The sequence below is a fragment of the Mesorhizobium sp. M7A.F.Ca.US.014.04.1.1 genome, assembly GCF_003998745.1.
GTDB lineage: Bacteria > Pseudomonadota > Alphaproteobacteria > Rhizobiales > Rhizobiaceae > Mesorhizobium > Mesorhizobium ciceri.
Map to the genome: position 1 here is coordinate 1 of NZ_RZRW01000005.1, position 12,748 is coordinate 12,748.

At 58.9% G+C, this 12,748-nt stretch carries 13 protein-coding genes and 2 pseudogenes; 2 read left to right on the forward strand and 13 right to left on the reverse strand.

The window, feature by feature from the left end:
• Positions 1-263: 263 nt before the first annotated feature.
• Positions 264-716 (reverse strand): hypothetical protein, encoded by a 453-nt coding sequence (locus tag EOA22_RS38020; RefSeq protein ID WP_127262932.1) that lies wholly within the window; start codon positions 714-716, stop codon positions 264-266.
• Between the two features lie 62 nt (positions 717-778).
• Here EOA22_RS38020 and nifA point away from each other — a divergent pair.
• Together nifA and EOA22_RS00785 are read left to right on the forward strand one after the other, a co-directional pair.
• Positions 779-1,822 (forward strand): annotated as a pseudogene (nifA, locus tag EOA22_RS00780) (nif-specific transcriptional activator NifA); the annotation flags it as partial.
• Between the two features lie 464 nt (positions 1,823-2,286).
• Complete coding sequence (locus EOA22_RS00785; protein ID WP_024505228.1) at positions 2,287-2,853, forward strand: sugar O-acetyltransferase; 567 nt, start codon at positions 2,287-2,289, stop codon at positions 2,851-2,853.
• Between the two features lie 307 nt (positions 2,854-3,160).
• Here EOA22_RS00785 and EOA22_RS00790 read toward each other — a convergent pair whose 3' ends face one another.
• The 12 genes and pseudogenes from EOA22_RS00790 to nifW form a co-directional block, all read right to left on the reverse strand.
• Positions 3,161-4,054: an SIR2 family protein gene (locus EOA22_RS00790; RefSeq protein ID WP_024505229.1), complete on the reverse strand. Its 894-nt coding sequence runs from the start codon at positions 4,052-4,054 to the stop codon at positions 3,161-3,163.
• 34 nt (positions 4,055-4,088) lie between these two features.
• Positions 4,089-4,301 (reverse strand): putative nitrogen fixation protein NifT, encoded by a 213-nt coding sequence (gene nifT, locus EOA22_RS00795; RefSeq protein WP_024505230.1) that lies wholly within the window; start codon positions 4,299-4,301, stop codon positions 4,089-4,091.
• Positions 4,298-4,618 carry a nitrogen fixation protein NifZ gene (locus EOA22_RS00800; protein ID WP_024505231.1) on the reverse strand — a complete coding sequence of 107 codons (321 nt, stop codon included), beginning with the start codon at positions 4,616-4,618 and terminating at the stop codon, positions 4,298-4,300. The genes nifT and EOA22_RS00800 overlap by 4 nt, the downstream gene beginning before the upstream one ends.
• Positions 4,619-4,703: 85 nt before the next feature.
• The gene (locus EOA22_RS00805; RefSeq protein WP_024505232.1) at positions 4,704-4,898 is read right to left on the reverse strand and encodes a 4Fe-4S binding protein; all 195 of its coding nucleotides are present in this window, start codon (positions 4,896-4,898) and stop codon (positions 4,704-4,706) included.
• 29 nt (positions 4,899-4,927) lie between these two features.
• The gene (gene nifB / locus EOA22_RS00810; protein ID WP_063169393.1) at positions 4,928-6,409 is read right to left on the reverse strand and encodes a nitrogenase cofactor biosynthesis protein NifB; all 1,482 of its coding nucleotides are present in this window, start codon (positions 6,407-6,409) and stop codon (positions 4,928-4,930) included.
• Positions 6,410-6,682: 273 nt separating this feature from the next.
• A pseudogene (locus EOA22_RS00815) lies at positions 6,683-6,769 on the reverse strand (helix-turn-helix domain-containing protein); the annotation flags it as partial.
• 691 nt (positions 6,770-7,460) lie between these two features.
• Positions 7,461-8,177, reverse strand: coding sequence for an alpha/beta fold hydrolase (locus EOA22_RS00825; RefSeq protein ID WP_063169392.1), 717 nt, complete (start codon positions 8,175-8,177; stop codon positions 7,461-7,463).
• Positions 8,178-8,432: 255 nt separating this feature from the next.
• Positions 8,433-8,732, reverse strand: coding sequence for a ferredoxin family protein (locus EOA22_RS00830; RefSeq protein ID WP_024505235.1), 300 nt, complete (start codon positions 8,730-8,732; stop codon positions 8,433-8,435).
• A gap of 12 nt (positions 8,733-8,744) precedes the next feature.
• The gene (locus EOA22_RS00835) at positions 8,745-10,049 is read right to left on the reverse strand and encodes an FAD-binding protein (RefSeq protein WP_063169391.1); all 1,305 of its coding nucleotides are present in this window, start codon (positions 10,047-10,049) and stop codon (positions 8,745-8,747) included.
• A gap of 10 nt (positions 10,050-10,059) precedes the next feature.
• Positions 10,060-11,169, reverse strand: coding sequence for an electron transfer flavoprotein subunit alpha/FixB family protein (locus tag EOA22_RS00840; RefSeq protein WP_024505237.1), 1,110 nt, complete (start codon positions 11,167-11,169; stop codon positions 10,060-10,062).
• A gap of 16 nt (positions 11,170-11,185) precedes the next feature.
• Complete coding sequence (locus tag EOA22_RS00845) at positions 11,186-12,037, reverse strand: electron transfer flavoprotein subunit beta/FixA family protein (RefSeq protein WP_063169390.1); 852 nt, start codon at positions 12,035-12,037, stop codon at positions 11,186-11,188.
• A 188-nt stretch (positions 12,038-12,225) separates the two neighbouring features.
• Entirely contained in the window at positions 12,226-12,603 is a 378-nt protein-coding gene (nifW, locus tag EOA22_RS00850) for a nitrogenase stabilizing/protective protein NifW (RefSeq protein WP_063169389.1), read from the reverse strand.
• Between the last annotated feature and the right edge of the window lie 145 nt (positions 12,604-12,748).

Genomic DNA, 12,748 nt, shown 5'->3' on the forward strand with positions numbered 1-12,748 from the left:
GTGTAGAAGCCATGCAAGACGCCTCATTCGAGGTCACCTGTCGTATCTAGCTGCTTGAGGGGCGGGGCATTGTGATACAGGGAGGGCTGTGGGGTCCCTCCTTCTCGGCCTCGACGATGTGGGAGGAGCCTGTGCGGCGAAACGGGCTAGACGCCCCCAGGCCCAGAACTTGGGCGAAACCAACTCCCACCAAAGCACAGCCGCTTTAGTAGCCGAACAATGAAGCCTCGCTCGACGAGCCGCCGCCTCTACTGTCAGCGGCATCACGCGGTTGAAGCGAACAGCGCAGCGGCTACTGTTTCCCGCACAACTCGGACGGCAATTGGGACAAGTCCGCACATGTCGTCACGTAAGCTGAACGCCGCAGGTACAGCCAAATTGGGGGCGGGGCGTTTCTGCCGTTTTGATAGAATTCTATCAAACTGACAATTTTCCTTGCACGAATGCAAGGAGAGCTCGATTGACTCCCCTCCTTTCTTGTCAAGGATGGGTTTGCAGGCTGCGGTGCGGCAGAAGCCGGACAGAACGGCGACCGGTCGAGTAAAGGCCTGCGCAAACAAGCGCGCATATTGCGGGCGCCCGCACGGAGGAGAAGACGCTCGTCCTGGTGAAAGACAACGATGCTCAGGCGCCATTGCCATTTGCCGAGGGGGTCCGCGCGCCGGAAATTTCGAAGCAACAAAGGTGAGATCGAGAATGATGATGGCGAAATACAACACAGCTCACCGTCCAGTGCAGTTCTACCGGCGGGGGGCGGAGTGGGATGGGCTGCCAAATGGAACGTAAAAAGATCAGCAAGGAGATGCTTGGCGATAGTCAGGCGCTGCGCAAGCTGCGTGAGCACCTTGTCAAGGTGGCCAAGGCGAAGACTACGGTCCTGTTGCGAGGTGAATCCGGAACCGGCAAGGAGCTGGTTGCCAAAGCCATTCACGAGCTCTCGCCTCGCGCCAAGCAGCCCTTCATCAAGGTCAATTGCGCGGCGCTCACCGAGACGCTTCTGGAATCTGACTTGTTCGGTCATGAGAAGGGTGCCTTCACCGACGCGAGCAGTTTGCGCAAGGGGCGCTTTGAGGCTGCCGACAAAGGCACATTGTTTCTGGACGAGATTGGCGAAATATCAGGTTCGTTCCAGGCTAAGCTGCTGCGTGTCCTGCAGGGGCAGGAGTTTGAGCGCGTCGGCAGCAACCACACCATTAAAGTTGATGTTCGCGTGATTGCCGCAACGAACAGGGACTTGGAAACGGCAGTTCAACGCAAGGAGTTCCGGCAAGACCTCTATTATCGCATCAACGTCGTCACTTTACGCGTGCCGGCATTGCGCGAAAGGCGAGGTGATATTCCGCTCTTGGCCGCTCAGTTTCTCAAGAATTTCAATACTGAGAATGATCACACGCTGACCTTCGCTCCCGAAGCGATTGAGGTGCTAATGAACTGCGAATTTCCAGGTAACATCCGAGAGCTCGAAAACTGCGTTCAACGGACGGCAGTTCTGGCGACGGGTCCATCAATCCTCAGAACTGACTTTGCCTGTTACGCGGATCAGTGCTTGGCCGCGGCGCTGTGGAAGAACGGACAGCCGACGTCAGAGAAGTCGACTACGATCGAGCCTTCCGCCGCCTGTGCCGCCCCGCCCGTCGGCGACGGGCAAGCGCCGATAGGCCCTGCCACGACTCGTGGTAGGGTGCCCGATGCCGATACGGTCATTGCTGCCATGGAAAAGTGTGGCTGGGTGCAGGCAAAGGCGGCGCGCCTGCTCGGTTTGACCCCGCGCCAGATCGGCTACGTGCTGAGAAAACGCGGTATCGAGATCAAGCGTCTCTGAAACAACCCGCCGAGCAAGAGCTGGAGCAGGTCAAGCATTGGTGCTCTGGCGCCGAGCCCATCGGCCAGGCTTACGAAGTGGGTGTGAACAGCGCTGCCAAGATTCCGGCCGTGTGCTTTCTACCACCAGTCGTACTGGGGCTCTGCGACTGACAAACTAAAAAGGAGTAATCCTCTGGCGGGACCTGGTCGATACATTAGCTGATGGCTTACCGCTCGATATCACGCAATCTGAGATGGGCATGAAAGTGAGTTCGACCGCTGGACAGTTGCCGACTTCGTCAGGTATTGGCCCCTGCGACCGGTTGATCTCCGATATCCAAATTCTTGGAAGTTGGTCGAGACGAAACTGTCGCCCCGGCTCGTGACCGACCGCGCGCCCGGCAAGATCGAGTTACAAAGTTGCCGAGGCAGTTTGATGTGCGTTCCTGCATCACTGTACGGGACACGACCTGACGGGAGACTATGATGCGTAGCCAAAAAGAAAAGATGCTCGCAGGCGAGTTTTACAATGCGGCGGATCCGGAGATCCAAGCTGACCTGTTGGCAACCGGGGCTTGGCTCAAGCGGTACAATGATACGCTGGGGCAGACCACGGGGCATTGGCATGAGCTTTTGTCCGAGCGGCTGGGAGAGGTTGGGCGCGGAACGGTCATCCGTCCGCCCTTTTTTTGCGACTACGGATTCAATATCCGCATTGGAGCCAATGCCTACATCAACTTCAACTGCGTTATTCTTGACGTGGTAGAGGTCAAAATCGGGCAAGGAACGGCAATTGGGCCTGCTGTGCAGATTTATACCGCCGATCATCCACATGATGCCGAGCAGCGGCAGGCCGGCCTGCAGGTCGGGCGTCCTGTTCACATTGGCAGCCGTGTCTGGATCGGCGGTGGAGCAATCATTCTGCCTGGCGTCACGATTGGTGATAATGCAGTGGTAGGCGCTGGCTGCGTGGTCACACGAGATGTTCCCGCCGGGGCAAAGGTAGTGGGAATTCCTGCTCGCGTGGCCGACCCACATAAACAGGCATAATCAACCTCGTTGACCCTGGAGGTGCATGCGAACTGTCGAAACTGTGCCGAATTTTTGTCGAAGCCATTGAGCGCTGCATATGTTGTCGCGACTCGGGCGCTTCAGTTCTTTTGCCACGGGGGTCACAAGATCATGTGCGTAATGCCGCCGCAACGTGCTCACGTCCCGCAGCAGCGGACCCTTTCACATGGCCCAACGAATTCAGAGCCTACGTTGTGCTGCCACTAGCATTACTGCTCACGAATGTATTCCCAACTGAGTTTTCGCCCTTGGAGGCAAGCAGCGACTCACCAGCAATCGCCGGCCATTAATCCTGGCTAGCATCGACCCCGACGAGGCGAGCCGCGGCGTTGCGGATCGGCATGTCGATGACCGTGATTGCGCCTTCGGCAAGGAAACGACGTTCGTTTCTGGTCAGCGTAGCCGAATCGATCACCGCAAAATGTGGGCCAGTGGAGCGCTTCATCAGCTGTCTGGCATATGTGCGCAGCATCTGATCGTTGAAGCGGCAGCCCACGAAGAAAAAACCCCGGTTGACGCGCCGTTGCTTCACCGCGTCCGGGATCGGCGTCTGGATATCAATTTCGGTTAGGACTTCGACGTAATCGGAATCAGCCACGAGGAAGTTTGCCGCCGGCCTGACGCTGCCGTGCGGCGCATAGAGCACCGTCCTAGCCACTTGTTCGGCCTCGAGTTCTGTTCCTGACAAATCGTAAGTTCTCGTCCAGATGTTACCGATTCCGGTCGCGCGCGTCGTTCCTTGTATCTCGACAACGTCTGTTTGGCCGGCCTCTGCAAGGGCTGCTCGCATGGCGCCATCGTACCAGCTGTCGATGATGACAGACAGTTGAAGGGTTGCGAGCCAGGCGTGAAGAACGGTCGGCTCGGCGGGGGCTGCGAATATCTCCGCCATCCACGCTTGGAGAGTCCGACGATGTCGGCGCTGCTCGATAAACTGCGCGACCGACCACATATTGGTGCGAATCCTGGAAGGGGCAGGCGCCCGCTTGTTGAGGGCCGCGGCGACATCTTCAGGGGTGCAAGGTACAGGGGATTCCGGTGGGTTAAGCTGCAGAAGACCAGGACCGAGATAGGGGATCACTCGATCGGCCTTGAGAGCGCCGTTCAGCAGGTCAATCAGTTTTTTGGCAAAACTGCCCCGGACGACGACGAGATGGTCCCAGCTCAGCATCGTGTTCATACGCGTTTCCTCTCCGCCACTGAACCCACCGGCATCAGGCCCCGTCGGAAATCTTCATCGCCTCGACGGTGATCGGCAAACGCGTGTCGCGCGGAAGGTCGGGCAGCATGAGCCGCCAACCGTTCCTGAGCGTCACGGTCCCGCCCCATAAGTCAGCGTTCTCAATCTCGGTGATCGGCTCTTCGAGATCCTTCTTGGGGACATAAGCCGACAAGCCAGTAGCGGTCCTGCGAATCATTACTTTCATCCGGCTGTTCCCCCGTTGGAAATGCCTTCAGCTCCGCAGGGAACCTCGACTTTGTCGAGGCTAATGAGTTCGCGCGCTCGCATGCCGACGACCGTGCCACGATCGATCCATTCGACCGCATAGATGAAGAATTGCTGGAGAAAGGTTCCAATGTCGCGCACGTAGCCTTCGTCGCCCTTCCGCACGAGGTTTTCGCCGATCTCCTTGCCGGGATAGGTGCCGTCGTTTTTTATGTGGCGTATCGCACGGACCCGCTCACCCTGCATGAACCGTGGCGGTCTGCCGATTTCGACCTCCTGTTCGCGTCTGGACCACATGCTGTCCATTCCTTTCTCGAGGCTTTTGTTGTGGTCGCGGGTTGCAGGCGTCGTCGTGCGGCGAACCCGACCGTTTCGGTAGGAATCAAGCGGGAACGCAGGTTTTCGGTACCGGACAGACCGACACGCATTGCTGCGTATCGAAGGCCTCCTTGCATTCGGTGCACTTGTTTGGATCGATCACATAGGCGTCGCCCTTGAACTTGATCGCTTCCGAAGGACATTCGAACTCGCAGGCCCCGCATTGGGTACATTGGGATGCGATGATCTTTAAAGCCATTCTAACTCCTGGTTATCGGACGAGACGGCTCAGGCCGTCGCCGCTAGTGGTCTGATCCCAAACTCTGCCGCGTAAAGTGCGCTGACTGCGGTCTCGATGTAGTCATGGCCATAGGCGTCGGTTACGCGCAGTCCAACTCGCGAGAGTTGTTCCTTCGGGCGATTTCCGATCTTGGCGCATAGCACTATGTGTATGCCTTCGAGCGCTGCGATGACGCCCTCGAGGATGGCGTCTTCGCCCCCGCCTCCGAGGCAATACCGCTCGACCTTCCGATGCCCGACCAAGCTGATCCCTCTAGGCGAGACTTCATAAACCTGGAATTCCTTCGCGTGGCCGAAGTGTTCGTTGACCCGTCCACCTCCCTTAGTGGCCACCGCAACCAGAAGCGACTTTTCGGAGTCTGTTGCCTTGACCATACCGATGGCCTCGCTCCTCGCCGCCTCATGATCACGGCGCTCGTGTGCGACCACCTGCCGATAGGCCTGACGCTTGCCAGCATCGTAGGCGACATCGTCGGGAATACCGTCCAGCGTGAATTCCTGGCCACGATCTTCACCGAGCAGGCCGACAGCATCTGCCCGGCACTGCCGGCAGTGGCGCATCAACTTGGCGCCACCTTCAAGTCGATCCTGAAGAGCCATCATCTCCGTTGCCGTTGGGCCGCGCTGCCCGATGAGTCCGTAGTGGGTACCGTGCGCCGGGTCCGAAATCAGAGGCATCACGTTGTGCAGAAACGCGCCCCGCTCCCTGACCATTTTGTTCACCTCAAACAGGTGCTGGTCGTTCACTCCAGGAATCATCACCGAGTTGATTTTGGTGAGGATGCCGCGCGCGCTCAGCATCTCCAGGCCCAGCATCTGCCGCGCGTGCAAGATTCGAGCGGCTTCGATGCCGAAGTAGCGGCGATTTTCATAAAAGATCCATGGATAGATCTTCGCGCCGACTTCCGGGTCGACCATGTTGATGGTGATCGTCACGTGATCAACATTCATTTCGGCAAGCTCGGCGACATGGTCCGGCAGCACGAGCCCATTAGTGGAGACGCACAGCTTTATGTCGGGGATTTCCCTGATGACGCGGTCGAACGTTGCCTTCGTTTTCTCCCAATCGTAACAGGCATCCCCCGGCCCAGCGATGCCAAGAACCGAAAGCTGCGGAACTTTGTTGGCAACGGCGATGACCTTGCGTAGCGCTTGGTCGGGCGTCAACTTCTCAGACACAACACCAGGCCGGCTCTCGTTGGCGCAATCGTATTTGCGATTGCAATAGTTGCACTGGACATTGCAAGCCGGCGCGACCGCCACATGCATACGCGCGAAATAATGATGCGCTTCCTCCGAAAAGCAGGGGTGATCCTTGATCCTTTCCCAAATAGCCGGATCCTCTTCGCCCGGGCTGGTCGGCGACGAGCCGTAGGAAGACGATGCGCAGCCACCGGATTTCGCGGCTGCCAGAAGACCCTCGGATGTCGTGCTAGTCGGCCCCTCAATCGAAACTGTCGGTGAGGACATCAAACGGCTCCGTTGCTGGTAACGTCGCGGTTCAAGGTGCAAGAGCCATACCAACTGAAAAAAGCGGCTTCAGTTCACTATTCGGGTCGATATCGCATTGTGTCAGGCCGGCGCGACACAATTTTGTCCTGCTTGCGACAGTGCAAGTCCAAATCCGTTCAGAAGCACGAAGCACTCCTTGTCGCGCACAGGGCGCGCAAGACCACTGGCCTGACGATTGGCTCATCAGGCTCTTAGAAGTTCCTTCACCTCGATACTATGCCGGCGTATCGCCTAGCCGACTTGTCGCAGCTTGAGGCCGAGAATTCGAGCCGCATTAGCCTGAACCCAGCCGGCCTTCTCCATTGTGTCGATCAGCCGTCACGCTTCGTCCGCCGCGGTCCCAGCCCCCGTCCGGCCGTATCGTTAGAATCGCAAGTGGCCATCTCGTGTTCAGGCGGGCGCCGATGCGCCGAACCGGCATCGTGCTGGCCCGTGAGAGCTCGTCGATGACATTGCCACGTTCCGAAAGATTGGTTCCTTCCAGAGGAGAACGCCAAGCACGCAGTTCTCCGGCTCGCGGACGTTGCCGGGGAAATAGCATTGCGAGATCAGCTCAACTGCCGACGGCGCAAAGCCATGGTTCTCCATATTTCAAGGGTAAGCGCTGTGTCCTTCCAGGAGGACCCGCGATCTGTGGGCCTGCCGATTCTGAGGTGGATCGGAGATCGGCTTGTGTCTGAACTTGAACTTACGATTGACCCTGAGCGGCAGCCTCGGCGTTTTCGAGGGTGATCAACGGCGCTGTTGGTCGGCGGCATTGGTCGATGGACGACAAGGCACGGAGTCATCTCCGAGACCCTGGAGCCGACGCGGTGATCTCGGAGGTTGCCCGGCGCTACGGGCTGCGGCCGCGGCGGAACGCTCGCAAGCTTGCGACGTCGGCAGGACAGGCCACTCCCGCCTAGTGGTTTCGGTGGCGCCACCGGAACGACCCGTTGGGCCTACATCCTTGCACCAGAGCTCAAGGCCACGGCCTGAGAATCGGCCGCCGCTCCCCCTACTTGGTTCCTCAGCCGACAGCGCTAAGAAGGAGAGCAACTTCCGTCGGCGCGAGGATCATTGCGTCGTGGCCAGTGGCGAGTTCCTGCCACGCCCAGCCATCCTGCTTCGCGACCCATTCTCGCGCTCCCGCCATCGGCGGGTGGAGTGGATTAGTGCAGACGACATAGGTTCGGGGTCTGCCGTTGCCGAGCGGGTGCTCGAGCTTAAGTCCGCTTTCGTAGGTGCCTGCCGGATGCGGTGTTATCCGGCGCCGCACCCAGTCCGTGAGCGAGTGTCCCTCGGGAGTGCCGAATGCTGTTGGCGGCGGAGTCGGCATGAAGATACCCCGTCCTTCCTCCGCAACCAATTTTCGACGGGCGGCGACGATGTCGGGGGGCATGGTGCTGAATACACTTTGACCGCTCTCGACGATGGCGCCGTCGAGATAAACGAGATGGCTGATATGGTCGGGTATCCGGTCGGCGGCGCCGGTGATGCTGATGCCGCCTAGACTGTGACCGACAAGGATCACATCGCTCAGCTCTTCCGTTACAATGTGGTTGACGATGTCGGTCACGAATGTGTCGGGCGTGATGTCCTTGCACAGCAAACGTGCGCGTTCGCCGACACCTGTCTGGGTAGGCGTGGTCACGTGGCATCCCATCTTGCGAAGATTGGCGGCGACGTCCCGCCAACACCATCCGCCATGCCAGGCACCATGCACTAGCACATACGTCTTTATCATGGATTGTGCCGTTCCATTTGCTCACCGGCCGTTGTGGCTGCCATCCGGCACGATGGCCGGACATTGTCCAAAGGGGCTCGACCACGTTACCGGTGGTAAGTCCGGCACAGGCGCCCCGTGGCCTGAGGATACCCCTACCAAGTCGAGGAAACTTGAATTGCGAAACCCAATATTCACTAGCTCTTTGCAAGTGGATGGAGAGGCTCATGGTGTGCCGCAGTTGCTCGCTGCCGGCATGCTCTTGGCACCGGCTGATCATCCGAACTTGAACAGGACACCAAAGCCGCCGCGCGGATAGTTCCACTCGATGTCGCCGCCTTTCTCGCACAATATCCGGCAGGTGCCGCATTCCATGCAGCCGTCGGCGGTGATCTCGACTTGACCCTTGTCATTCAACTCATAGCATTTCGCCGGACAGACGTAGGTCAACGCAAGCAAGTTCGCGCTTGGCTTGTCGTGCGGTCGCACTATGATATGGGGGCGGCCGGAATCGACCAGATAGCGGTTCTGGTAAAGTTTGTCCTCGACACGAACCTTCGTCACTGCGATCGTCATCTTGTACCCTCTTCAGCGCCATGCCAATGCCAGGCGGACCGCGTCGCTGACCAACCCCCAGCGCGAGCGCGCGTTGATGAAGGCGGCCGTGGTGTTCTTTTCCTTCTCGATCTTCGGCGTGCCGTCGACACGCATGAAGGTCTGAGCGGCATGCGACATCAACCGCGGATAGCTGTCAAAAAAGTTGCTGGAATTGGTGTGGAGTAAGGCTGGCATGTCCTTGTATTTCTTAAGATCCTTGATCACAAAGGAGTCATCCAGCATCGTCTTGTAGAGCGCAAGGTTCGCTTTGGTCATAGGACCGTTGCGGCTTTTGACTTTGATGATCGCCTCAGCCGCGACACGACCCGAGGTCATGGCAAGGTTCGAACCCTCACGGTGAATGGCATTGTTCAGTTGCGCTGCGTCGCCGACGATGACCCAACCGTCGCCGAATAGCTGCGGAATGGCCCTGTAACCACCTTCGGGGATAAGATGGGCGGCATATTCTTTCACCTCCGAGCCAGCGATCAGCGGCCGGATCGAAGGATGGTTTTTCATCGCATCCAGGAGGGCGGACGGGCTCTCCATCGTCGCGGCGAAATCCGAGACCAGGCAGCCGATGCCGAGTGAAATCGACTCCTTATTGGTGTAAAGGAAGCCGAGCCCGGCCATGCTGCGAGAGATCGTGCCCACGGCCTCGATTACGCAGCCTTCATCGCCCTTCACCCCGAACCGCTGGCCAATGACCTCTTCGGGCAAGAAATGCATTTCCTTGACGGCAATCGCCACGGTCTCCGGCTTCGGCATCTCGCGCAGGCCTGCGCGAGTGCCAAGCAATCCCGACACCCCTTCTGCGAGAACGACCACATTCGCGAAGACCACTCCGCCAGCCCGGTCTGTGCGGACGCCGATCACCTTGCCATTGCCATCACGGACGAGTTCCGTCGCGGTCGTCTCACACAGGACCGTCGCGCCAGCCTCGCGCACCTTGCGGGAAAACCATTTGTCGAACTGGGCGCGGATGATCGTGTAGCGGTTGGGTTTCGCCTCATTGAAGTCGTCCGACCGGTAATGAATTCCGGTGTGAGACGTGTCGTCCATCACCCAAAGTCGCTGTTCGACCAGGTGCCGCTCGAGGGGCGCATCATCCCGGAAGTCCGGGATGATCTTCTCCAGCATGTTCGCGTACATTATGGCACCCTGGACGTTCTTAGAGCCCGGATATTCCCCGCGCTCCAACTGCAGGACCTTCAGCCCCTGGCTTGCCAAAGTGTAAGCAGCTGCGTTTCCAGACATGCCGGCTCCGACCACAATGGCATCGAATTGTTCAATCATGTCCTCTCCCTCAACTCGCAAGCTTGTCTCGACTGTGCGGCGACAGCCGCCGGGTGAAGGCTTCCGTCAGTGCGGGCAGGAAGCGGATTGCATCCGTGACGATCCCGAGGTGGGCGAACTCGAAAATCGGCGCGTTCGGATCGGTGTTGATCGCGACGATGAGATCGGCCCCCTCGACCCCAACTCGGTGCTGGATGGCGCCGGAAATTCCGGCCGCGATGTAAAGCTTCGGTCGAATGGTCTTGCCAGTTTGTCCAATCTGTCGATCAGCCGGCATCCAGCCCTTCTGGACCAAGGGGCGCGAACAGCCATGCTCGGCGCCGATCGCTCGGGCAAGATTCTTCACAAGCTGAAGGTTCTCCGCCGCTCCGAGACCGAGGCCTCCCGCAACCACGACATCCGCATAGGCAAGATTTGCCATTGCCGACTGGTTATCCGGTAGGAAGCCGAGGACTTTGGTGACGATATCGTCCTCAACGAGCGACAGCTTGTGCCGCATGACACGCCCGACCGGCTTATCCACCCGTTGCGGCATAGGCATGACCCTTGGTCGCACCGTCGCCATTTGCGGCCGGTAATTTAGTGTATAGATCGTACACAACAATGAGCCACCAAAAGTCGGACGGGTCGCGGCGAGTGAACCGTCGGAATCTACATCAAGTTCGGTGCAGTCGGCCGTGAGCCCCGTCTGCAGGGTCGTCGCTACCGAGCCTGCAAGATCCCTGCCCAGTGTGGTCGCGCCGAGAAGGAGGATTTCGGGTTTATGGGTATTGACCAGATCCGTGAGCGCCTTGGCGAACGGCTCGTTCCGGTAGTCGGCGAGCGGCGGCGCATCGACGATGTAGACAAGATCCGCCCCGTAAGCGAAGGCCTCGGCAACAGCGTCCTCGACCATCTCGCCCGGCGGTCCCAGCACGACGCCCGCGAGCTGGACTTCAAGCTTGTCGGCTAATTTGCGGCCTTCGCCCAGCAGTTCGAATGATACAGGATGCACATTGCCGCGTTCGAGCTCGAGGAAGACCCACACGTGCCGGTAGTCTTTGAAACGGTCGGGAAGTTCTTTCTTTACACCGGCACGGCCGGGGGCAATGCGAGGGGTAGTTTGGCTTGCGGTCGACATTTTCTGCTCCTGGCCGTCACGTGCCGCTGTTGAAGGCCAGCTCATGTTCCAGCGCCGGCCGGCGGGTTAAGATATCGGCGATGAGTTCATCGGCTATGTCCTGCAAGCCCCTTTCCGCGGTGTCGATCTGCGCCGCCCTTTCTGCCCGTGCGGTGGGGGCGAAAACACGCTTGACGACTGTAGGCGAGCCACGCAGACCGCACCGGGTGAGATCGTCAATGCCGGCGTCGGCTGCAGTCCACTTCACGACTTGGCTGCGCGCCGCGCACAGAGCCTGCTGGAGCGAGCCCCGGCGGATTTCGTTGGTGTCTTCCAGCATGGTAATGAGGCAAGGGAGTCTGCTCTTCAGCAACTGGGTGCCGCCTTCGGCGCGACGAGCGACTTCGATCTCTCGCGTATCGAGATCGATGGAGGCAATCTTCGCGACATAGGTAAGTTGCGATAAATCTAGGCGCTTGGCTATGCCCGGTCCGACCTGGGCGGTATCGCCGTCAATCGTCTGCTTGCCGGTGAAGACGATGTCCGGCCTGCCGAAAGTCTCCCCAATTTTTGCGATTGCTTGCGAAAGAGCAAAGGAAGTCGCCAGCGTATCGGATCCGGCAAAATAGCGGTCCGTCAAGAGAACTGCTCGGTCAGCACCGTAACCGAGCGCCTTTCGCAGCGAGTCCTCCGCCATGGGCGGACCCATTGTGAGCACAGTAACCTCGCCACCATGAACGTCGCGCAGTTTGAGCGCTTCTTCGAGGGCGAACAGGTCGTAAGGATTGATGATGGTCGGAACACCCTGACGCATGATCGTGTTCGTCACCGGGTGCACGCGGATCTGTGCCGAATCCGGCACCTGCTTGATGCAGACTACGATATGCATTGGCGGTTTCTCTAAGCTCCCAGTCCGGATTCGTGCTTGGCGGTTCACCTCATTGCCTGCATCGTTCATGCCAAGTCGTCTTCCTGCCTCTATTCCAGAAGGTGGCTTCGTTTGCTTCCGAGGAGGCGTCATGAGGACTGGATTTGTCGACTTCTCGACATTGTCGCGTCGCAGCCGTGTCGGGCTCATTACTTTCCGAACCGCTTCAGTGCAGAGTCGAGCGGGACGAAGGCGCGGCCAGGTGCGGGACATATGTTTGGATCGTGGTCCCTTAGCACCTTGAACACACGTTGCGTGAGCGGCGAGGAAGTCGCGAAATCTTCGTAGGCGCGTTCCAGCTTGGCGCGCACCCGCGCGGCGATTACCTGGTTAGGCAGACCGGAGAAATCTTCTTCGGCAAGGTATTGGCCCACGCGCTTCATGATATGGAGCCGCGAGACATTCATCACTTTCGGGTCGTAGGAGACGTCAAGGCAGGCGAAGAAGTCCTCCGCGGCCGACAGGCCCTTCAGTCGCGCTAGGATATCGGTGCGATCGATCGGGCGGCTATCAGCGGAGCAGTTCATTGTATTCTCCCGGCGCGAAATTGTGGTGTCGATGCATTGGTGACATTGCTGACGGCGTGCCGACCTCTGGCACGGCGGCTGGGCAAGAGACTTGGCGATCTCAAGCTTTTCTGAAGTGGTGAAGGCGACCCCGAGTTTAACTGCT

Coding starts and splice junctions, on each gene's coding strand:
- nifB (WP_063169393.1), bottom strand. CDS start 6,409: ATGTCCTCACCGACAGTTTCGATTGAGGGGCCGACTAGCACGACATCC.
- EOA22_RS00785 (WP_024505228.1), top strand. CDS start 2,287: ATGATGCGTAGCCAAAAAGAAAAGATGCTCGCAGGCGAGTTTTACAAT.
- nifT (WP_024505230.1), bottom strand. CDS start 4,301: ATGAAAGTAATGATTCGCAGGACCGCTACTGGCTTGTCGGCTTATGTC.
- EOA22_RS00790 (WP_024505229.1), bottom strand. CDS start 4,054: ATGAACACGATGCTGAGCTGGGACCATCTCGTCGTCGTCCGGGGCAGT.
- EOA22_RS00800 (WP_024505231.1), bottom strand. CDS start 4,618: ATGTGGTCCAGACGCGAACAGGAGGTCGAAATCGGCAGACCGCCACGG.
- EOA22_RS00845 (WP_063169390.1), bottom strand. CDS start 12,037: ATGCATATCGTAGTCTGCATCAAGCAGGTGCCGGATTCGGCACAGATC.
- EOA22_RS00840 (WP_024505237.1), bottom strand. CDS start 11,169: ATGTCGACCGCAAGCCAAACTACCCCTCGCATTGCCCCCGGCCGTGCC.
- EOA22_RS00830 (WP_024505235.1), bottom strand. CDS start 8,732: ATGACGATCGCAGTGACGAAGGTTCGTGTCGAGGACAAACTTTACCAG.
- nifW (WP_063169389.1), bottom strand. CDS start 12,603: ATGAACTGCTCCGCTGATAGCCGCCCGATCGATCGCACCGATATCCTA.
- EOA22_RS00835 (WP_063169391.1), bottom strand. CDS start 10,049: ATGATTGAACAATTCGATGCCATTGTGGTCGGAGCCGGCATGTCTGGA.
- EOA22_RS00805 (WP_024505232.1), bottom strand. CDS start 4,898: ATGGCTTTAAAGATCATCGCATCCCAATGTACCCAATGCGGGGCCTGC.
- EOA22_RS00825 (WP_063169392.1), bottom strand. CDS start 8,177: ATGATAAAGACGTATGTGCTAGTGCATGGTGCCTGGCATGGCGGATGG.